22 protein-coding genes, 4 tRNA genes and 1 rRNA gene are annotated in these 20,304 nt (G+C 38.4%); 24 read left to right on the top strand and 3 right to left on the bottom strand.

All coding sequences use genetic code 11. From position 1 onward, the window contains the following. From AB5706_RS04985 to AB5706_RS05005, 5 genes are all read left to right on the top strand, one after another. Positions 1 to 756, top strand: a 23S ribosomal RNA gene (locus AB5706_RS04985); the annotation flags it as partial. Between the two features lie 87 nt (positions 757 to 843). Then, positions 844 to 916: transfer RNA gene (locus AB5706_RS04990), tRNA-Asn, on the top strand. A 31-nt stretch (positions 917 to 947) separates the two neighbouring features. Further along, positions 948 to 1,019: transfer RNA gene (locus tag AB5706_RS04995), tRNA-Glu, on the top strand. 98 nt (positions 1,020 to 1,117) lie between these two features. Continuing rightward, positions 1,118 to 1,190, top strand: a tRNA-Asn gene (locus AB5706_RS05000). 36 nt (positions 1,191 to 1,226) lie between these two features. Beyond that, positions 1,227 to 1,298: transfer RNA gene (locus tag AB5706_RS05005), tRNA-Cys, on the top strand. Between the two features lie 344 nt (positions 1,299 to 1,642). Here AB5706_RS05005 and AB5706_RS05010 read toward each other — a convergent pair. Beyond that, positions 1,643 to 2,857, bottom strand: a complete 1,215-nt coding sequence (locus AB5706_RS05010; RefSeq protein ID WP_368183997.1) for a tyrosine-type recombinase/integrase — start codon at positions 2,855 to 2,857, stop codon at positions 1,643 to 1,645. Positions 2,858 to 2,955: 98 nt separating this feature from the next. Then, on the bottom strand, positions 2,956 to 3,156 hold the full coding sequence (locus tag AB5706_RS05015) for a helix-turn-helix domain-containing protein (RefSeq protein ID WP_243148421.1): 201 nt from the start codon (positions 3,154 to 3,156) through the stop codon (positions 2,956 to 2,958). A 734-nt stretch (positions 3,157 to 3,890) separates the two neighbouring features. Between AB5706_RS05015 and AB5706_RS05020 the strand changes: the two genes are divergently transcribed. From AB5706_RS05020 to AB5706_RS05065, 10 genes are all read left to right on the top strand, one after another. Beyond that, entirely contained in the window at positions 3,891 to 5,033 is a 1,143-nt protein-coding gene (locus AB5706_RS05020) for a hypothetical protein (protein WP_059085259.1), read from the top strand. 12 nt (positions 5,034 to 5,045) lie between these two features. Further along, positions 5,046 to 6,083 (top strand): YqaJ viral recombinase family protein, encoded by a 1,038-nt coding sequence (locus tag AB5706_RS05025; RefSeq protein WP_368183995.1) that lies wholly within the window; start codon positions 5,046 to 5,048, stop codon positions 6,081 to 6,083. Beyond that, positions 6,083 to 6,484 carry a DUF7768 domain-containing protein gene (locus AB5706_RS05030; RefSeq protein WP_161209975.1) on the top strand — a complete coding sequence of 134 codons (402 nt, stop codon included), beginning with the start codon at positions 6,083 to 6,085 and terminating at the stop codon, positions 6,482 to 6,484. Before AB5706_RS05025 ends, AB5706_RS05030 begins: the two co-directional genes overlap by 1 nt. Then, the gene (gene recD2 / locus AB5706_RS05035; protein WP_161209974.1) at positions 6,462 to 8,705 is read left to right on the top strand and encodes an SF1B family DNA helicase RecD2; all 2,244 of its coding nucleotides are present in this window, start codon (positions 6,462 to 6,464) and stop codon (positions 8,703 to 8,705) included. Before AB5706_RS05030 ends, recD2 begins: the two co-directional genes overlap by 23 nt. An 89-nt stretch (positions 8,706 to 8,794) precedes the next feature. After that, positions 8,795 to 9,727 (top strand): hypothetical protein, encoded by a 933-nt coding sequence (locus tag AB5706_RS05040; RefSeq protein WP_173763162.1) that lies wholly within the window; start codon positions 8,795 to 8,797, stop codon positions 9,725 to 9,727. Between the two features lie 75 nt (positions 9,728 to 9,802). Then, on the top strand, positions 9,803 to 10,984 hold the full coding sequence (locus tag AB5706_RS05045; protein WP_179960940.1) for a CHC2 zinc finger domain-containing protein: 1,182 nt from the start codon (positions 9,803 to 9,805) through the stop codon (positions 10,982 to 10,984). A 46-nt stretch (positions 10,985 to 11,030) separates the two neighbouring features. After that, on the top strand, positions 11,031 to 11,819 hold the full coding sequence (srtB, locus tag AB5706_RS05050; protein ID WP_227296281.1) for a class B sortase: 789 nt from the start codon (positions 11,031 to 11,033) through the stop codon (positions 11,817 to 11,819). Between the two features lie 3 nt (positions 11,820 to 11,822). Next, positions 11,823 to 12,239 carry a hypothetical protein gene (locus tag AB5706_RS05055; RefSeq protein ID WP_368183990.1) on the top strand — a complete coding sequence of 139 codons (417 nt, stop codon included), beginning with the start codon at positions 11,823 to 11,825 and terminating at the stop codon, positions 12,237 to 12,239. A 190-nt stretch (positions 12,240 to 12,429) separates the two neighbouring features. Continuing rightward, the gene (locus AB5706_RS05060) at positions 12,430 to 13,350 is read left to right on the top strand and encodes a ParM/StbA family protein (RefSeq protein WP_114002296.1); all 921 of its coding nucleotides are present in this window, start codon (positions 12,430 to 12,432) and stop codon (positions 13,348 to 13,350) included. A 15-nt stretch (positions 13,351 to 13,365) separates the two neighbouring features. Continuing rightward, complete coding sequence (locus AB5706_RS05065) at positions 13,366 to 13,731, top strand: stage III sporulation protein AF (RefSeq protein ID WP_226840008.1); 366 nt, start codon at positions 13,366 to 13,368, stop codon at positions 13,729 to 13,731. Positions 13,732 to 13,874: 143 nt separating this feature from the next. On the opposite strand, the gene AB5706_RS05070 is transcribed toward AB5706_RS05065, so the two are convergent. After that, positions 13,875 to 14,225: a helix-turn-helix domain-containing protein gene (locus AB5706_RS05070; RefSeq protein WP_004223831.1), complete on the bottom strand. Its 351-nt coding sequence runs from the start codon at positions 14,223 to 14,225 to the stop codon at positions 13,875 to 13,877. 395 nt (positions 14,226 to 14,620) lie between these two features. On the opposite strand from AB5706_RS05070, the gene AB5706_RS05075 reads away from it, so the two are divergent. The 9 genes from AB5706_RS05075 to AB5706_RS05115 all read left to right on the top strand — a co-directional run bounded on the left by AB5706_RS05075 (position 14,621) and on the right by AB5706_RS05115 (position 20,234). Beyond that, positions 14,621 to 15,067 (top strand): sigma-70 RNA polymerase sigma factor region 4 domain-containing protein, encoded by a 447-nt coding sequence (locus AB5706_RS05075; RefSeq protein ID WP_117843953.1) that lies wholly within the window; start codon positions 14,621 to 14,623, stop codon positions 15,065 to 15,067. After that, positions 15,064 to 15,252, top strand: a complete 189-nt coding sequence (locus AB5706_RS05080; RefSeq protein WP_054337518.1) for a helix-turn-helix domain-containing protein — start codon at positions 15,064 to 15,066, stop codon at positions 15,250 to 15,252. Before AB5706_RS05075 ends, AB5706_RS05080 begins: the two co-directional genes overlap by 4 nt. Positions 15,253 to 15,436: 184 nt before the next feature. Next, positions 15,437 to 15,619, top strand: a complete 183-nt coding sequence (locus AB5706_RS05085) for a hypothetical protein (RefSeq protein WP_005342250.1) — start codon at positions 15,437 to 15,439, stop codon at positions 15,617 to 15,619. A 10-nt stretch (positions 15,620 to 15,629) separates the two neighbouring features. Then, a complete protein-coding gene (locus tag AB5706_RS05090) occupies positions 15,630 to 16,355 on the top strand; it encodes a LytR/AlgR family response regulator transcription factor (protein ID WP_226824573.1) in 726 nt (241 codons plus the stop codon). A gap of 99 nt (positions 16,356 to 16,454) precedes the next feature. Continuing rightward, positions 16,455 to 16,610 carry a hypothetical protein gene (locus tag AB5706_RS05095; protein ID WP_054337519.1) on the top strand — a complete coding sequence of 52 codons (156 nt, stop codon included), beginning with the start codon at positions 16,455 to 16,457 and terminating at the stop codon, positions 16,608 to 16,610. 65 nt (positions 16,611 to 16,675) lie between these two features. After that, positions 16,676 to 17,731, top strand: a complete 1,056-nt coding sequence (locus AB5706_RS05100) for a radical SAM protein (protein ID WP_054337520.1) — start codon at positions 16,676 to 16,678, stop codon at positions 17,729 to 17,731. A gap of 113 nt (positions 17,732 to 17,844) precedes the next feature. Then, the gene (locus tag AB5706_RS05105; protein WP_054337521.1) at positions 17,845 to 18,207 is read left to right on the top strand and encodes a helix-turn-helix domain-containing protein; all 363 of its coding nucleotides are present in this window, start codon (positions 17,845 to 17,847) and stop codon (positions 18,205 to 18,207) included. After that, entirely contained in the window at positions 18,185 to 18,895 is a 711-nt protein-coding gene (locus AB5706_RS05110) for a LytR/AlgR family response regulator transcription factor (protein ID WP_054337522.1), read from the top strand. The genes AB5706_RS05105 and AB5706_RS05110 overlap by 23 nt, the downstream gene beginning before the upstream one ends. A gap of 1 nt (position 18,896) precedes the next feature. After that, positions 18,897 to 20,234, top strand: a complete 1,338-nt coding sequence (locus tag AB5706_RS05115; protein ID WP_114002298.1) for a sensor histidine kinase — start codon at positions 18,897 to 18,899, stop codon at positions 20,232 to 20,234. The last annotated feature ends 70 nt before the right edge of the window (positions 20,235 to 20,304 follow it).

Consider the following 20,304-nt stretch of genomic DNA (forward strand, 5'->3'; position numbering starts at 1 on the left):
ACGCCAGTTGCTGCGGAGCCGCTGTTGGGATACCACCCTTGCAGTACTGGGCTTCTAACCAGCCGCCGTGAACCGGCGGTGGGACAATGCCAGACGGGGAGTTTGACTGGGGCGGTCGCCTCCGAAAGGGTATCGGAGGCGCCCAAAGGTTCCCTCAGAATGGACGGAAACCATTCGAAGAGTGCAAAGGCAGAAGGGAGCTTGACTGCGACACCGACGGGTGGAGCAGGTACGAAAGTAGGGCTTAGTGATCCGGTGGTATTAAGTGGGAATGCCATCGCTCAACGGATAAAAGCTACCCTGGGGATAACAGGCTTATCACTCCCAAGAGTTCACATCGACGGAGTGGTTTGGCACCTCGATGTCGGCTCATCGCATCCTGGGGCTGTAGTAGGTCCCAAGGGTTGGGCTGTTCGCCCATTAAAGCGGTACGCGAGCTGGGTTCAGAACGTCGTGAGACAGTTCGGTCCCTATCCGGCGTGGGCGTAGGATATCTGAGAGGAGCTGTCCTTAGTACGAGAGGACCGGGATGGACGGACCGCTGGTGTACCGGTTAGACTGCCAAGTCTACGGCCGGGTAGCCAAGTCCGGAAGGGATAAACGCTGAAGGCATCTAAGCGTGAAGCCCCCCTCAAGATGAGATGTCCCATTCGAAAGAAGTAAACCCCCTTGAAGACGACGAGGTAGATAGGGCAGGGGTGGAAGTGCAGTAATGCACGGAGCTGACTGTTACTAATAGGGTGAGGGCTTGACCAACAATCGCAAGGTTTTGAAAAAGATTCTTGACAAATATTCCACAAGGATGTAACATGTATGTAGTTTTGAAGGTGCAAACCTTTATATTCCTCCTTAGCTCAGTCGGTAGAGCATTCGGCTGTTAACCGAAGTGTCGTTGGTTCGAGTCCAACAGGGGGAGTTTAATCGGAGCATGAAGCCCGATTTGATAAGGCTCCATGGTCAAGCGGTTAAGACACCGCCCTTTCACGGCGGTAACAGGGGTTCAAATCCCCTTGGAGTCATTCGCTTCTGCGAAGAACTAAATAATATGGTGCCATAGCCAAGTGGTAAGGCAAAGGTCTGCAACACCACAAACTAGGGAGTCAAATAATATATTTATTCCTCCTTAGCTCAGTCGGTAGAGCATGCGGCTGTTAACCGCAGTGTCGTTGGTTCGAGTCCAACAGGGGGAGCTACAAACCCAATAATTGTGCAAAATAACTAAATATGGCGCAGTAGCCAAGTGGTAAGGCAATGGTCTGCAACACCAGTATTCACCGGTTCAAATCCGGTCTGCGCCTCTTAAAAAGCCCAGAAAATCAAGGTTTTCGAGGCTTTTTCTTTTTTCAAAATCCTATAATTCTGTCTAAAAAATAAGGTGGCAAAATTATAGGAAAGAAAAAGTTCACAATTTTTTCTACAAGTCCATTTTTCCATAATCCAATTCCATTTTTTAAATAATTAATTTTAAAATATAAGTTTTCATGCTTTAATATTTATAGATATGTCCGCCAAAAACCGTTAAAAACCTTATAAAATCAAGTAAAATCGTTTCGTAAGGTGGACAATAAGGTGGCAGAATTTTGGTTGTAACAGCCTGTGCCATCATACTGTAGACAACCATTTCATCTGTTAAGCGGAAGATTTATGCAATCATAGCATCAATTAAACTTACCTTACGTTCACTGTCTGTATGAACATAAGTACGCATGATCACCTCATAGTTATCGCCAATGATTTCAGCAGCTTCCTTTATTTCTCCCATATTGTGAGTCTGCCGGATCAGATTTGTTGCAAAAGTGTGCCGTAGTGCATGAAGATTATATTCTGGAATCTCAGCACGTTTACAAATTTTCTTTAGCGTATTGGCTAAATTTTGGATTGTAGGGCTGACACCATTTTGCGTAGATAATATCAAATCTGGAAAAACCCGATTTTTATCGTATAGCTCCATCATACATGATAGTGAAAATTCAGCTTCCTTGTTTAATGGAATAGTCCGTAAACTATTTGGGTATTTTGGAGGAGTCAAAATAATTTTAGTCCGTTTTTTTGAGCCGGCTTCTCGGTTTTTGACCCTGCTAAGCGTATGTGTGATTTTAATGCCACGCCGTCCTAAAAAGGGCACGATAGAAGATTGACCTAATGCAAGCAATTCACCACCACGTAAACCTGTGTTTAAAAGGAATACAATGGCAGGACCATATCTATACAAATAGCGTTCGTTTTTATTTGGACTGGGTTCCATTGCAATTTCTTTTATGATCTGCTCATGTTCTGGTGGGATGATTGAGATTTCCTTTGTTTCTACAGGAAGAACGGATTCTTCCGGCATTATCACCCGATTTAAAATATCAGAAAAGTTTTTTGGCAGTTCGCCGAGAGAAATTGCTGTTTTAATCATTGCAGACCAAAATAAGTAAATTTTCTTTAATGATGAATAACTCAGGATTTCCTTTTTGGCATTAATCGTTGCTGTAATATCATCAGCAGTCAGATTAGAAAATGTTTTGCTAAAAGCATCCGTATCTTTTAAATGATTTTCGTATGTTTTTTCTAATCGATCCAGGCTGGTTTGTTTGAATTTGCCAGCTTCAACCATGAGACTTTTGCGGAATAAGTATTTGTTCGCATAGTCCTGTACTTTGATGTTTGAAGTAATTGCGTCTTGTATTGCGACTTTTATCTTCCAGTCATCTAATAATGCTTTCGCTTCTCCTTTGGTAGGAGCATTAAACTCCTTGTCCGGTAGCCCTTTTTTTCTATATCGGGCAGTCCATCCTCCTCTCTTATTTGGAAATAGTGATCCATCCCCTTTGGATCTTCTTTTTTGTTGTGTACCTTTCGTTGTTCTCGCCATGAATAGTTCCCTTTCTTTAATGAGATATTCATGCCAAATCAGGTATAAGGTCTATTTTAATATAGCCAAGCCTGATTGACAATAACTTTCTAAAGGGCCTAAAAGAATATTTGCTTTCCTATGTTTTTCTTGAGAAACTCCTGAATAGAAGCTGGTGAAGTAAAATATTGCCGCCCAACTTTTGTAACGGGAAGAATTCCACTGTCAAGAAGTTCCCTGGTTTTTGTTTTTCCAATGCCGAGCATGGATGCTATCTCCTGAACGGAGTATGCTTTAAAGAGATTGTCTGTTTCACTCAATATAATCACCTCTATAAATTAGATTAATGAAAGAGTAGACATATCAGGAAACCGTTTCCTATGCCATGTTTCATGCACGTATGAGGTGTTACTATGTAATCATCAAGCTGCAGGCGTGCATTTATGCGACACTATCTGCAGCACCTATATACATTTCCTGATAAGGTATAAAATTATCAAGGTACAATAGCGTAAGACTTGGTTTTGTCTTAACAATTTCATTAAGTAATTAACTGAGATTTTTTCAGATTGAACAGATTATGTACTTTTTATTAAAAATTTTTCTATAAACTTGAAAAAAGAGAGGTGGGATACGTGATATTTCAATATTTTAATTGAAGTCATATATGCAAAGCAGAGTATTTAAGAACATACAATATATTGCGTATGAAGATTGACATATACTATATCGTGTGCTACTATACTGCTATAGTTAATTTTATGCGCACCCATAGGGGGAGTTTTGGATTTGTATAAATCCTAAGACTCAAGGAGAGCAGTAAGGCTGCTTATTCCGCATAAGTTGTTTATGATTGTATAAAGTGTCACTATCTGTCCTTATGGGGCAATAGCGGCACTTTTGTTTTTTCGGTAATATTATCAGGGATATGAGAATGGATAGCGAAGGAATACTTCTCTTTTCATTCTTTTTTTATGCCCTAATGAAAGGCAGGATTGCCACAATCAGCTTTGGCTGTTTATGGATAAATAAATTTAAGAAAGGTGGTACACACATGAAAGAAACAAAGATTTATGCAGATGAGTTTTGCACTACATTTGCAAGTACAACGGAGATGCTGGAATTTCTGGCTGAGAGGGCAAAGCAGTCCAAGTGGATTCGTAAGCCTACCAGGATGCTAAAACTGGTTCCATTGGAAAAGGAGGCAGAAACCATTGAAGAAGCCTGTGAAAAAGAACTGGAAGGAATAGTAGAGGATACAGAAAAGAATACCCAGTTGGTATTAAAAGTGAACAAGGATTTTTATCCGGTTCGTGACTGTGCTATCCATACAATTCTGAAAAGAGCCGGCATTAATGGAACAGGATTAAAGAAACTGGAGAAAGCTACTTATGCAAAGGTAGTAAACTACTGTCTTCAGGTAGCGAAAGGAGATGCCTTAATCAAGGTGGCAGATGGAAAAGTATCTGCAGTACATGGCGGTGATGATCATGATTACTGTGTACTGGATATGCAGACAATCTTCAATATGACAAGTGATTATTTGAAAGCACATTTTAAGGGAAGTACGTATCTGGAGGGATCTGGAAGTTTTGACCATTCCATTGTGTCCGCTATGTGGACTTTAGGAGGAAATCAGGAACTTTTGGATACTTATCACCAGGCTTTGGAGGATCATGGAATTGAGGATAAGAGCCTTGCTCCTGCACTGCGCTTGACTACTTCTGATGTAGCAGTAAGTGGTGTGAATCTGTATCCCATGATGCTCTCACAAACCAGTAACCGTGTCATTAACCTGGGCAGTCCTATCAAACTGTCACATGATAGAGGGGCGACCTTACAAGATTTCCGGAATAATCTGGACAAAATTTTTTCCCGTTATCAGGAAGCAGTTAAAGGAATTGTTGGTTTGATGGATATAGATATCCAAAACCCTGTAAACTGTCTGCATCTGATTATGAAGGAACTCAAAATCAATCAGAAAATCCGAAACGAAGTAGTAGAGCTTTTTGTGGGACAATATGGGGAAGAACCATGCACAGCTCATGATCTTTATTTTGCCATGCACGAAGCTGCATTCTTTGCTGCTTGTGAAGGATTTTCTGCACCACGGATTTTAAAATTGGAAGAAGATATTGCAAAAACACTGGCCTTTGACTGGAAAGGGTTTGATGTATATGGAACGATTAAATTATAAGGAGGAAATGAGATGAATACAGCATTAAATTATCAGCCGGAAGTTCTTGTAGATACAGCAGATTTGAGCCGGGAAGATTGGTTGAATTACCGGCGTCTTGGTATTGGAGGAAGCGATGCAGCGGCAATCATGGGCTTATCCCCATTTGCGACAATCAGGGATTTGTATTTCGATAAAATTGGTGTTACGCCAGTAATCGAAGAAGAGGAAGAAAACTGGGTAGCGAAAGAAGTGGGACACCGCCTGGAAGATTTGGTTGCCATGATTTTTGCCAAGAAGACTGGACTTGAAGTTTTCCCTGTACGAAAAATGTTCCGGCATCCGCTATATCCGTTTATGTTAGCGGATGTGGATTACTTTATCCGTTTTCCAGATGGCAGCATTGGGATTTTGGAATGTAAAACCTGTAATTACAATGCAAAAGACAAATGGGCAGATGATGGGATTCCTGAAAACTATGTTTTGCAGGTACGTCATTATCTTGCAGTCATGAATATGAATAAGGCATATATTGCTTGCCTTTATGGAAACAATGAAAATGAATTTGTTTATCGGTGTCTGGAACGGGATAGAATGGAGGAAGAAGAACTCATTGACCAGGAGAAATACTTCTGGGAAGAATATGTGGAGAAGAAAATAGAACCACCGTATTCCGGAAAGCCAGATCTCATTTTGGCTAGTATTCGGAAATATAATGGTTACGCAGACAAATCAATTCCTGAAATCAGCATATCTAGCTTGGAATCACGCAGTCTTGAAAAATATCTCAAATTATCTGAAGAAAAATCCCAATTGGAAAAGAGAAAAAAGAAGATTGAAGCGGAACAACGTGCATTGAGCGTACCGTTTGTCGAGCTTCTTGGACAAGGGTGTAAGGCAGTGATCGAGGATGGGAGTTTCCGTTACCGGATTACTTATAATCCTACGATACGCACCCAGATTGGAAAAGAAAATATGGAGAAACTGAAAAATCAGCATCCGGATATCTACGAAGAATACACAAGCACTACAGAAAGCAGGATTTTCCGGATTAAAAAGGAGGTTGCATAATGTTACAAGGAAAAAAGGCATATATTTGTTCTCCGCTGTCTGCCCCGAATCCAGAGGGAATGCAGCATAATATGGAACTGGCAAAATACTATTTCATGCAGATGAAAAGGCTGTATCATTGCCGTACTTTTGCTTCACATGCACATCTTCCGTTAATGTTGGATGACCGTATCCCAGAAGAGCGTGAGACTGCAATGCAGATTGGAGCTTTGATGCTGGATTTATGTGAAGTATTAATAATTTGTGGTTCCTGCATCAGTGAGGGAATGAGAAGAGAGATTCAGACAGCATTTGAAAAAGGAAAAGACGTTTATTGGTATGATTCCAAGATGAAATCAGGCGAATTGATGAAAGTAGAGAACTGGAGGAGCATAGACGATGAGGTGCAAATATATACGTAAGATTTTTCAAAATGAGGAAAACGGATATACGGTTGCGTTATTTTCCACGCTGGATCATGAGGTTCCTCTTTCTGCCAGAGATAAATTTTGGGCAGACAAAAAAATCATTGCGTTTACTGCAAAAGGATATGACCTGCCTCTTACGGATGAAATCGAAATAGAGATGGAAGGCGAGTGGGAGACAAATTCCCATGGAACACAATACAAGGTAGAAACTTTTTTGGAAGTTGTACCTAGAACAAGGGAAGGTATCTTAGGATACCTTTCTTGTGGTTCTTTAAAAGGAATTGGTCCCAAAACGGCAGAACGGATTGTCAATCGTTTTGGTCTGGATACCTTGGAGGTAATGGAAAAGTATCCACAGGAATTATTAAAGATTCAGGGGATATCTCAGAAAAAACTGGACCGTATTGTGGATTCTTTTGGAAAAAACAAAGTATTCCGGGAATTGATGACTTTTTTATCACCGTTTCATGTTACGCCTAAAAAAGCAAATATGATTCTTCAGAAGTTTCGGGATCAATCCGTAGAAATCATTCGGAAGCAGCCTTATATACTTTGCTCAGTCAAAGGGTTTGGTTTTCTCACTGTGGATGCCATTGCAAGGCAGTGCTGTGCTGCAACAAATGATCCTATGCGTATTTCCGGATGCGTCAGCTATGTGCTGCGGGAAGCCATGAAGCAGAACGGACATTTATATCTGGAGCAGGAAATTTTGGTAAAAGATGCATTGAAGGTTCTGAATAAAGAACTGAATCTTCAGCCGGTGACGGAAACAGAGATTTTAAAAGTGTTATATCGTCTGGTCATGCAGGACAGTATCGTGGTAGAAGAGAATAGGGTTTACATTACCCAACAGCATCAGGAAGAAGAGGATACAGCCTCTATGATTGCAAGAAAATTGCATGAGCGAATTCCAGTTCTTACGATTGAAAAGGAACTGGAGGAAGCACAGGAGGATTTAAACATAACATTATCCGAACAGCAGAAAGAAGCAGTACGTATGGTTTTTGCAAACCCGATCAGCATTATTACTGGAGGACCTGGAACCGGAAAAACAACGGTTTTGAAGATCATCTTGTATATCTATCAGAAAAAATGCGGGAATGAAGTAAAACTGATGGCACCGACTGGACGTGCCGCAAGGCGAATGGCAGAGAGTACTGGAAGTGGAGATGCAACTACGATGCACATGGCATTGGGGCTTTTTGGTGATGGTGATTATGAAGCACTTATAGATGAATTGTCCGCAGATTTTATTAATGTGGATGAGGTATCTATGGTAGATATGCACCTTGCCTATGAATTTTTTTACAAGGTAAAAGCAGGAGCCAGAGTGCTTTTGGTAGGAGATGTCCACCAGCTTCCTTCTGTAGGAGCAGGAGATGTGTTCCGGCAGCTTATCTTGTGCGGGAAAATACCGGTTACTGTTTTAAATCTGGTATATCGCCAGGGGAAGGACAGCAACATCCCCATAAATGCTCAACTTATCAATGAAGGAAAGACAAACCTGCAATGGGGGGATGATTTCCAGATGGTCGAATGTTCAGGAGCAGATGCGGCGGCACAAATTGTTAAAAATATCTATCTCAAGGAAATTCAGATGTATGGTATGGAGCAAGTACAGATACTCTCTCCATATAAAGTGAGAAGTGCAGCCGGTGTCTTGGAACTGAACCGCAGTCTGCAGGACGAGGTAAATCCCCCTGTATCCGGAAAAAGGGAGCTTCATCTTGGCGGTGAGATATTTCGGGAAGGTGACAGAATCCTTCAAAACAAGAATACAGAATTTGCCAGTAACGGAGATTTGGGTACATTGGTACAGATTGCTGAAGATGAGGACAATAACCCTCTGGTTCAAATCGTATTTACAGATGGCCGCAGGGTGAAGTATGAGGCAGAGCAGGTGGAAATGATTGAACATGCAAACGCCATAACCATACACAAAAGCCAAGGAAGCGAGTGCCAGGTGGTCATCATTCCGTGGTTAAAAGCTTTTTATCCCATGCTGAAGCGGAACATCTTTTATACGGGAATCACCAGGGCAAAACAGCGTGTTTATATTGTTGGGGAATGGAAAGCCGTTTGTCAGGCAATCCACACAGATGATACGGGAACCAGAAAGACGATGCTGGCAGTAAAAATACAACAGTATTGTGAACGGTATCAGAGACAGGAAAACAGACGGATCCCTGCAACAATTTGCAACCGGGCTGTGTAAAAAAATAGCAAAATAGTTCAATGTTGAGAATTGGCAGGTTATTACTTTATGAAGGGATGTCCTGCCGGTTCCAAAGAAAGGAGCAGGCAATGAGCGAATTATTATATAACAAGTCAAAAGCAGTAGAAGAACTGAATAAAGTGGAAGGATTTTATCCTCTGGAACTTGCCAGAGTTATTTCTAATGAAGGGCAGGAGGAACAACGGTATCTGGATGTGAAATATCGGAAGCTGTGGTTCCGTCTGGTAAATCCTACAGGCAAGATTATCAGCCGGATTGTTCACTTTACCGAAAATATGGCAGTCGTAGAAGCCAGAATTTATCTGGATAAGTGTGATCAGGAAGATAATTATATTGCAAATTCCTTTTCACAGAAGTTTCGTACAGCAGATATACAGTTTGGGGATAAATTTCTTGAAATGGCAGAAACAGCGGCAATTGGGCGAGCTTTGGCAGATGCTGGGTATGGCCTGCAATTTGCTGATGTAGGGGAAGGAAATGATCCAATGCAGGTAGATGCAGGAATTCCTGTAAATCAGGGAACACAGATGCAGACTGCGATGCCAGCACAAACCCCTGCACCAGGAATGCAGCAGACTCCCAATCAGTCAGCAGGAACCATGCCATCATTTCCGCCTCAAGCAACTCCGGGGCAGCAGATGATGGAACAGTTTTATCAAGAAGCACAAGCCAATGGAAATACGATTGGCGGGGTAACGGGTACAGGACAGATGACAAATCCGGTAATGAGTCCGGCAACTGGATCTGTACCAGTTATGCAGCAGATGCCTTCTAAGCCGCAATTTCTGGATCCCAATATGCCAGTGGAAGAACTGGTGAAATGGATGAGTTATGAGCAGGCAATACAAGTAGCCGTAACAGGACAGGGAAAATTTAGTGGAAAAACCATGGGACAGGTTGCAATAGAAAGTCCTTCCAGCTTGCAATGGTTCGCAGAACAGTATCATGGACAGAACCATTTCATACCGGCGGCAGCCAGAGTAATTCTTGCAAAGGCATAGCAAATAGCCGGCTTAACATTCTTTCCACAGCCAATAAAGGCTGTGGAAGAAAGGAGGAACCATAGAGTGTATGATATGTCAGGCTTTAGCTACGATATCACAGATGTCGTGCATTTACTGCAGCTTAGAGTACGGCATAAAAATTCTTCGTCAATGGATGTGAATTGTCCATTTTGTGGAGAAACAAAAGGGAAAATGAATGTTAATCTTCAGAAAAATGTGTTCCGTTGTAATCGGTGTGATGCTTCCGGTGGAATGCTAGAATTATACGGAAGACTGCATGGTGTTTCCAGTGCAGAGGCAAACCGACAAATCCGGGAAGCTCTGGGAAAGGGGGAATACCGGACGGATTATCAGGTAGTTCATAAAGAAGAGCCTGTAGAAATTTTCAATGCCGAGTTAGCGGATGCAGATGTCATTGACCGAACATATCAAGAAATGTTGTCGTTATTGACCTTAAATGATAAACATCAGGAAGATCTTAAAAAAAGAGGGCTGACGAAAGAACAGATCGAGATACAGAGGTATCGTAGTGTACCGTTGTTTGGAATTAAAAACATGGTACAAAAACTGTTGGAATCCGGACAGACAGTAAAAGGTGTGCCAGGATTTTATGAAGATCAAGATGGGAAATGGACAATTAATTTTACTTCTAAAAATTCTGGGATTTTGATACCGATTCGATCCATGGAAGGAAAAATACAAGGATTTCAGATACGGTTGGATCAGGTAATGGAGGGACGGAAGTATATCTGGCTTTCCAGTGTGAAATTCCAAAATGGAGTATCATCAGGGAGTCCGGTACATGTCATAGGAAGTCTGGACGCAGAACAGATCTATTTAACAGAAGGTGCATTAAAAGGTACGATAGCCCACTATTTATCTGGAGATACGTTCATTTGCGTTGCAGGTGTCAATCAGTACAGAAATTTAAAGCCAGTTTTGGAAACACTGAAAAGCAGGCATCTGCAGCACCTATATGAAGCTTATGATATGGATAAAAAAATGAAGGTATATTGTGATGGGGATTCTGAGAAATGTGATGCCTGTCAACGTAAACCAGCCACTTTTTATTGTCCGCATAAGATGCAGAAACGGCAGATTCTACAGAACGCTTGTAGAAAGGTGTATGAAATCTGTAGTGGATTGTCTATTTCCATGAGCCGTATGGTTTGGGACATGGATTCTTATGGTGAGTGGAATGGGCAGATCAAAGGAATTGATGATTATTACTATGTATTGAAAAATACGGGGTAAATATGGACCGGGCAAGTTGTCCGGTCTTATGGAAGAGGAGGATTCGATGAAACGAAAGAAAATTTACGGTATATTTATGCTTGTAGCCATTGCTGTTTTTTTATTTGCAGGAGGAAGGATATTGCAAATTTATTTGAATTATCAGGAAAGTCAAAAAGTCTATAAGCAGATGGAAGGGTTTACACAAAAGATAGAGGATCAAGACCTGTCACCAGAAGCGGTTCCAGGGGAAACAACAGGGGAGGTCGTAGAACAGGGATTCCTACAGGTGGATTTTAACAAGCTGGAAGAAATCAATCCAGATGTCATTGCATGGATTGAGATTCCTGGTTTGGAAATTAGTTATCCGGTAGTCCAGGGGAGGGATAATGACTATTATCTGCATCACCTGATTACGGGAGAAAATCATAAAAGTGGCAGTATTTTTATGGACTTTCACAACCAGGAGAATTTATCAGACAGAAATTCCATTATCTATGGGCATAATATGAAGGATGGGAGCATGTTTGGAACCCTGGATCAGTATCAGTCACAGGCACTTTATCGAAACTATCCCTGTTTTTATATGTATGTGCCAGGATATATTTATGAGTATCAGATTTTTTCCTGTTATGCAGCACCGACGGATCATCCAGCATATACTTATGATTTTCCTACTTCTGAGGACTATGAAGTTTTTCTGGAAACACTACAAAGAAGTGCTGAGTATAACACAGGGATGACAGTTACCGAGGAGGATCAGGTAGTGACCTTATCAACTTGTGTAAATACCCGAAAGGATTATCGCTATTTAGTACATGGAAAACTGAAACAGAAAATAAAAATGGAGGAATAACAGATGTTAGATTTTGAATATGCAAAGGCATTGGCAGAGGTTGTGCTGGATACAACTTGCAGCGAAAAAGAAAGAGAAGTACGGCTGGAGTGTTCAACCCAAATATTTGGCAGAGCAAATGCTTATTTAAAGAAAGGCTTCTTACCCGATGTGGTAGAGGCTTTTTTTGTGCGAAAAATGAAAGGTTTGCCACTGGTATCGACAAAGCAGGATATGCAGGATTTTTTGAAAGTCAGTACACCCCATTATTTTGGCGGGAAATTTACAGTTAGTAATATTCCGTATTATTCAGAGGAAGAAGAACTGCTACTTTGGTCAGAAACATCGCTTCGTGGTCCATTGATTACAGCCGGATATGAACGTTATATGGAACTGTTTAAAAAGATTTTGCCTCAAAAGGCAGAACAGATTAATTTTTAAAAAGAGAAATAATTCAAATGAGGACTGGAAATGTATAGTAGGTAAAGATGAATGTTAAAAATCATTGTATAGGAAGAAAGCATCTGTCTGTGGCAAAATTCCGCAGACAGAATTTTTTTGAAAAAAAGTTGCTTTGTACGGAAGTTCTGCGTACAAGAGAAGTATAAAGAAAAAAAGGAGAGATGATTTTATGATAAAAAAAGTTCGGATTGCGGTAGACCATGGTAATAGAAATATGAAAACCTGTTCCCAGGTATTTACGACAGGGCTTACCATTCAGGATAAAAAGCCTGCCAGAGGGGAAAAGTTCCTGTTCTATGAGGGAAAGTATTATGTGCTGAGTGAAAATAGGATTCCTTATCAAAGAGATAAAACGCAGGATGATCGGTTTTTTATCCTTACTCTATTTGCAATCGTAAAAGAGCTGGAGGAAAACCCTCTAATTCAGCCGGAGGATGTCATTCAGGTGGATCTTCCGATTGGGCTGCCACCCAAGCATTATGCAGAACTTTGTGAACGGTATGAATCATATTTTAAAAGGCAAGGGAAAATCCATGATATCAATTACTGTGGTAGTACATATCATATCACCATTGGAGAGGTAATGGCATTTCCACAGGACTATGCGGCTATGATGACTATGATTGAAAAGCTGCAGCAGATTCCCAAAGTAGTAGGAATTGATATAGGAGGATTTACTACAGACTATCTTCTGATGCGGAAAGGTAATCCGGATATGGAAGCCTGTGATTCCATGGAAAAAGGCGTGATTACCATGTATAACAAGATTATTTCCGGGATTAACAGTGAATATGATATTTTGTTAGAGGAAAGTGATATTGATAGTATCCTTCAGGGAAACACAGAGTTTTATGAAGAGGCTGTAGTCCGTATGACAGAAAGTATGGTGCAGGATTTTGTAAAGGATCTGCTAAACAGTATTCGAGAAAGAGGCATAGATACCAAAGCAGCATATACGGTATTTATTGGAGGCGGGGCAAAGCTATTGAGCCATTTCTTGGAACAATCAGACCGTCTAGGGAAATATACCTTTATTGAGGATATTTCTGCCAATGCCAAAGGATATGACAGACTGTTTCAGATTATGTAGAGGAGTGTGATAAATGTGGAGAAAAAGAATCCCTATAAATTCACACTTGGATTTGATAAAACAAAGCCGACACATGTACGTGCGGCAGAGATTTTAAATTCCGTAAGGGATAAAGCCGACTTAATTGCATCAGCAGTGGTTGCTCATATAGATGGCGGCAGTACAGAAAAAGGGGCTGTATTGAACCAAGAAGCTTTGCAGATTATGATGTTGGAATTGGTAAAGCAAGAAGTGGAAAAAGCAATGCAGAACTATTCTTCAAAACAGGAGAATGTTCAAGTGGAAGAAGAAATAGAGAAACAGAAGGTATCTGAATTTGTCCTTGCACCTGAAGTTGCCAAAAGCGTTAGAGATGCAATGAGTGCATTTAGAAATAGATAGAAAAGAAAAAAGAAGCATCGGATTTTGAGTGCTTCTTTTTTGTTGCACATTTATGCCAATTCACAGGAACCCCACAGATTTCGCACAGGTTTCTCACAGATTTCATCCGTATAATCAAAAGTCAGATATTGTCAGAAAAAGGCTTAATTGAGTGGATCCTTTTCTTTCAATGCAGAAAGAAGCCCACGCAAGGTGCGTAGGGCAATTTGCCGCTCGTCTTCAGAGCAGTTTTGCAGTTCTTTCATAATCTGATAAGTAGTAGTGTCCGGTTCCTTTCGTTCATCCTGAACAGCTGCATCAATTGAAATATTCAGAAATTGAGCGATTGGGATTAAAGTTGCAAGTTCCGGATTGCCATTACAGGTTTCAATATCAGAAATGGTCCGGGTGGACACACCGGCTTGTTCTGCAAGTCTTGATTGTGACAGACCACGCCTTTCTCTTTCACTTCTTACCATATAGCCTAATTTTTTCTTGACGGTATCCATCAGCATCCGCATCACCTCACTTATTGTTTTATTTTATCGTAGATTGATAGTAAGAGAAACGCATTATAGTGCATGAAGATACGCAATATAATGTGAATTGCGGGGCAGGAGAACCTACAAGGGAGGAGCATCTATGTTGCAAGGAAAGACAAGGCACTTGTGTAATGATTCGTCAAAAAAATCTTGCTTTTGCAGGGGTGCCAAAAGGGTTATTTATATGCAGTATATGCGTTAATATATGAAGTCACCGTGCAGGATGATGCATGGGATAAGAAAGATGTCGAGCCAGAAGAAATGTGGTTCGGCGTTTTCTTTTACCAAAATAAAAATATCCTTCACAGATGCAGATCTCCACCTCTGAAATTTGGAAACTTATTGATTTCAAATTTCGGAGGTAGAAAATGAAAGAAGAACAAAAATATAATGGATCTAAAACAAGAAATTATTTCACTGCTTACTTGCTGGCATCTATAAGGGGAAAAAGACTTCGGTATCTGGAAAAGCAGCAGAAAATATTATTTGCAGAGGAAAATCTGGAAGATAAAGAATATACAGATGCGGATATTTCTCCAGAGGAAAGGCTGGAATTGGAACAGAAAGAACAACTGCTTATGGAAGAAGCACAGGGGATATATCCAGAGTGGAACGAAATGACGGATATAAGCCTTATAGAAGCCATGTTTTCTTTGCAGGAAGAAGAACGGAAGCTTATTTATCAGCATGTCTTTGAGGAGCGTACTTTTAAGGAGATGAGCATCTTAAATCAGATGACGGAAGAACGCTGTAAAGGTGCGTATTATTGGGCTATCCGCAAAATACGAAAGAGAATGGGAGGAAAGAAATCATGAATTTTAAAGAATTGTTATATCGGGCAAGACAAGGGGATGAAGATGCTATTCTGGAAATATTTGAAATGTACCGACCACTCTTGATTAAAAATGCCTTGGTAGATGGAATCTTTGATGAAGATCTGTACCAGGAATTGACAGCAGAATTGTTGAAGTGCATACGGTATTTTAGGGATGTAGAATAGAATTATAGGAGGTGTAGCGGTATAATCCATACACCTCCCTAGAGCATATTCTGCCATTTTTAGTAAATGGATTACATAATTATAATTGCCAATTAGGCAATAAAAAACGCAATTGAAACAAGAATACTAGACGGGATAAACTAAAATCCCCTAATATAGTAAAAAATAGTAGGAGGAAATTTCGATGGAGATGAACCAAAAAGAATGTGGAATAGTGTGCAAAGAAAATGGTACGGAGCAAATAGAAAAAGTAACAGAGGAAGAATGGAAATTATTAAAACAATATAGAAATTTGTGTGAAGAAAATAAATTAACCATCAACATTTTGATCCAGCGATTATTAGCACACGAGAAAGGCAGGGAATAAGTTGATTAAAGTGGCATTATGTGATGATATTATTGACTATAATAAAAAAATGGAGAGTTATATCGAAAAATATGGAAATGAAAATCATGTAGAAGTCAAAATTACTTCGTATGGAAGTGGCAGTCAGTTATTATTGAATTATCAGAAACGAAAGTTTGATGTTATATTTTTGGATGTGTCTATGCCTGAAATGGATGGATTTGAAACAGCAGAGGAGATTCGGAAGAGTGATACTGATGTTTCAATCGTTTTTTGTACTTCTTATTATACAATCACTAATGCAGGGAAAGGCTTTGAAGTTGCGGCAGAAGATTTTTTATCAAAACCTTTACTGTATAGAAAAGTTGAGAATATCTTAAACAAAATATATAAAAAGAAATTGTTGAATGCAGAGGAAAAATTATTTTTGAAATGTCACGATGGATTGATTACGCTGCAACTTTCCGATATAATCTATATACAAACAGAAAACAAGCTGTTGATCTTACATACAATTCATGGAGATGTGCAAAGTAGCCAAAGAATGAGTGAACTGGAGAAGCGTTTAAGCAAAAAGCAATTTTTTCGCTGTCATAATAGTTATATGGTCAATTTTGATTATGTTGAAGGGGTTAAGAAAGATAGTGTGTTAATCAAAGATAAAGTTCAGAAGTTAAAGACTATTCCAATAAGTAAATATAAGAAAGAAGAGTTCATGAGAGCATTAGCTAGATATGTGGGAAAATGGGAAAACTGAAAATCTATGTCAAAAATATGTTGATTTATACAAAGAATATTGTTGTATGGAAAAAAATGGATTATAGTCCTCATATACTAAACAGAAAGGAGAAAAAACATGGTTAATACTGAAACAACAGAAGAGTTCGTAAAAGAACTGGATTTAACAGAGGAAGAAATAGAAAGTTATACCGGATGTTCTGAAAGAACGCAGAGATGTTTAACTGATTGCCCATGGCCATTTCCAGGGGCATACATTAATGAAGCTAGTTAAAACAAAGAACCGTGTAGCCTATCGGATATGATAGTCTGTGCGGTTTCTTTTTTGGAGGAAAGTATATGTATACAATTACTTTAGAAGTAAACCAAATATGTAATTTACGTTGTACATATTGTTATCTTGGAAGAAAGACAAACCAAAAGATGTCCGAACAGATAGCATACAAAGGATTGGAAATTGCATTTTTAAATGCGGAAAATCATAGAGATCGAAGATTATGGGTGGATTTTGTAGGTGGAGAGGCACTCTTAAGTCTTTCATTTTTAAAGCATTTGGTGGATTATATAGAGGGGCAGGCATTAAAAAGAAATATTTTAGTGACATATTCTATCACGACAAATGGAACTATTTTAAATGATGAGATTTTAGCATGGCTGATTAAATATAGAATTCATTTAAAAGTAAGTATTGATGGAGATGAGGAAACCCATAATAAAAACAGAAAGAGGATTGATGGTGTTGGAAGTTATTCTAATATTATTGAAAACTGTATGTATTTCAAAGAATACGAGAAGAGAACCAAGCAATATATTCAGGCAGCACATGTTGTTACACAGAATAATTATGGGGAAACATTTGAATCTGTTTGCCATTTAGTTGAAAATCTAAATTTTAGCATAGTGGATTCTTCTATTGATGTTATGAATAGATGGACAACCGATCAGTTGGATGGTTTGGCTGATGAATGGGAAAAAGTATTACGTTACTATTTAAAAAGGAAAAAAGCAGGAAAAGCATTTCTTTGGGGACCAATTTTAGATTTGAAGAAATACGGAGAAAATAATGGAGAATCAGGATTTTGTGGTGTAGGTCTTATTCAAATATATATAAAGGTGGATGGGAGAATCTTTGGTTGTGCGGCAAATTTAGAAGATAGTGGGTGCATTGGAGATGTTGAAAATGGATTGTCTAAGGAATGTATCAAAAGATTGAGGAAAATAGGAAAAGAAGGTAATATGTGTTCAAAATGCAGCTTTGCTGTGAAGTGCCAAAGCAAAAATTGCATCATGAACAGTTTGGCATATAGTGGAACAGTAGGTGAACATAATCCTGATATGTGTTATTTTGAAAGGAAAAAGAGGAATCTATGGGAGATATATGCTCCTCAATTATAATTTTTTGAAAATAAAACTTGAAATATGGGTAAAAATACGCTATTTTTATTATAAATACCAACTTATGAAGTGACTGGTAGTAAGTGTTTTATTATATTGATGTGGTGGTGAAAATGAATATAATTAGGCGAAAGAGAAAGGAATTGGGGATTTCTCAAAAAGAATTAAGCGAAAAGTTAGGTACGAGTCAACAGACAATCAGCAGGATTGAAAAGGCAGATATTGAAAATATTCCCTGTAGCTTATTGGTGAAACTGGCAAATATATTTGACATACCAATAGATGTTTTGGTATATGGAGATAATAGTGATTTGTGTAAAAGTCAAATTGAAGAATTATGGGATGTTTTTCAAAAGTTAGATGAGATAAATAAAGCTACGTTATTGTTGATGGGAAGAAGGCTAAATGAAGCACAGATGGAAAATATGCTGAAGAAGCAGATAGGTGATATGAGTGATAAAAATAGCGATATGTGATGATGAAAAATATTTTGTAGATACAGTTGAAAAAATGCTAAAAATTTATGCAGAGAAAAATGGTAAGGACTTTTGTATAAAAAAATATACAAAGCCGTTGCAGTTAATGGAATCTTTAAAAGAAGAATTCCAAATTTTCTTTTTGGATATAGAGATGCCTGCGATGGATGGCATGGAGTTGGTGGATATTATCCGCAGACATGATGAAAAATCAATTATTCTTTATGTATCATCTCATAATGAATTTTTAGGGGTTGGATATAAGTATGATGTCCAAAATTTTATTACAAAACCAATTACACAAGTACAGATTAATTGTGAAATGAATAGAGCATTAAGAAAACTAGAGTCATATGAGCAAAAATACATAGCAGTAAAGAATGAGAAAGGATACTTTAAACTATTTCTTTCCGATATAGAATACATTGAAACCGTGAAACGAAAGGTTTTATTTCATCTACGAAATGGAAATCAGGAAGATGGATATTTTAAAATGAGAGATTTAGAAGAACGCTTGGAAAAATACTATTTTGTACGTTGTCATAATGGTATTATTGTAAATGTCGATTGTATTGAATCATTACATGATCTTACCACTACACTTTATTCCGGAGCTAAAATTTATATTACACGGTCTAGAAAACAAAACCTAATGAAAAAAATGGCAGAACGGGGAGGAAGTGTATAGTGTGTATGCACAGAGTATTATAAAGAATCTTTTTTCAATAATTAATATTTTTCTGATTACATATTTGTTGATTGATAGAAAAAACAATCAAGAGTATCGAAAGAAAAATTGGTATTCCTATGTTTTGTGCATTGGAAGTATTTTTCTGGTGCGGGTAATGGAGAATGGGGTATCCATACATATCGTTTATAATTATATTACGATTGTGATTATTGTCATGTTTATAGGACATTTTTTATTTCAACGGAATATGAAATATTGTATTTTGATAGGCAGTATTTTCTTATCTATTTCGTTATTAGGGCAATTACTAAGCAGTATTTTCCTATATCCATATAGTGGAAATAGAGTATTAGCTGAATTACCAGGAATATACCAAGTGGTGATGATGGTAATTGCAGAAAGTGTTATTATTGCCGGATGTTTGACATTAAAGAAAATTATAGAAAGAATTCCACCGCATTTATCAAGCATTAATGTGATGACAATTTTCATCCCGTTATTGCTTAATATTATAGTTATGGCAGTATGTACCGATAACCTATATAATGATAAAAAGGTAATTATTGGAAACATATGGTCAGTTATTACAATATCAATAGTTCCTATTGTTATGTTTTTAGGAACTGTCTGTAACATAGTGATTTTGGAGAACTACTTAAATGTAAAAAAAATCGAAAATGAAAAAAAGCTTCAAATAAGTGAGATGAGCTTGCAGTATGATTATTATATGAAACAATCGAAAGATATGGAAAATATCCGCAGGCTTTCCCATGATATAAAAAATCATTTGGAGGCATTGAAAGAAAATATAGAGCCAGAACAAAAAATAGAGTATATTAATGGTATTGAACGTAAATTAAATAAGTATCAAAGTTACTATAAATCAGGGAATACTTTTATTGATAATTTGCTTCATACGAAACGATTGGAGGCTATCGAAAAGGGAATTGAATTTAAGGTGTTTGCCGATTTTACAGAGTTTCGACAGATAAGAAATGAGGATTTATGTGTCATAATTTCGAATACAATAGATAACGCATTAAGAGAATGCCGGTTAATGAAAGAAGAAAATCCTATGGTAGAGTGTTTAGTACAGTTAAAGGCTAAAAAAGTAAAGGGGTTCTTGTCAATTTTATGTGAAAATAGCCTAAGAGATTCACAAGTACGTTATCTGCGAGAAAATGCAACACTGGAAACATCAAAGGAAGATAAGAAAAATCATGGGTTTGGTGTCAAAAATATTAAAAGTGTGGTGAAAGATTATGGAGGAGAAGTATCATTTAGTGTTTTAGATGATATGTTTTCTGTTTCTGTGATTATTCCGATAGAAATATAGTGTGACAAGATGGTGCTTATGGAAAATAAGTGCCATTTTTATTGGTCCAGGCAGGGCATAAAAAATGCAA

This window comes from Ruminococcus sp. RTP21484sp1_RTP21277st1_D2_RTP21277_210401 (assembly GCF_040924225.1).
Lineage (GTDB): Bacteria > Bacillota > Clostridia > Lachnospirales > Lachnospiraceae > Blautia_A > Blautia_A faecis.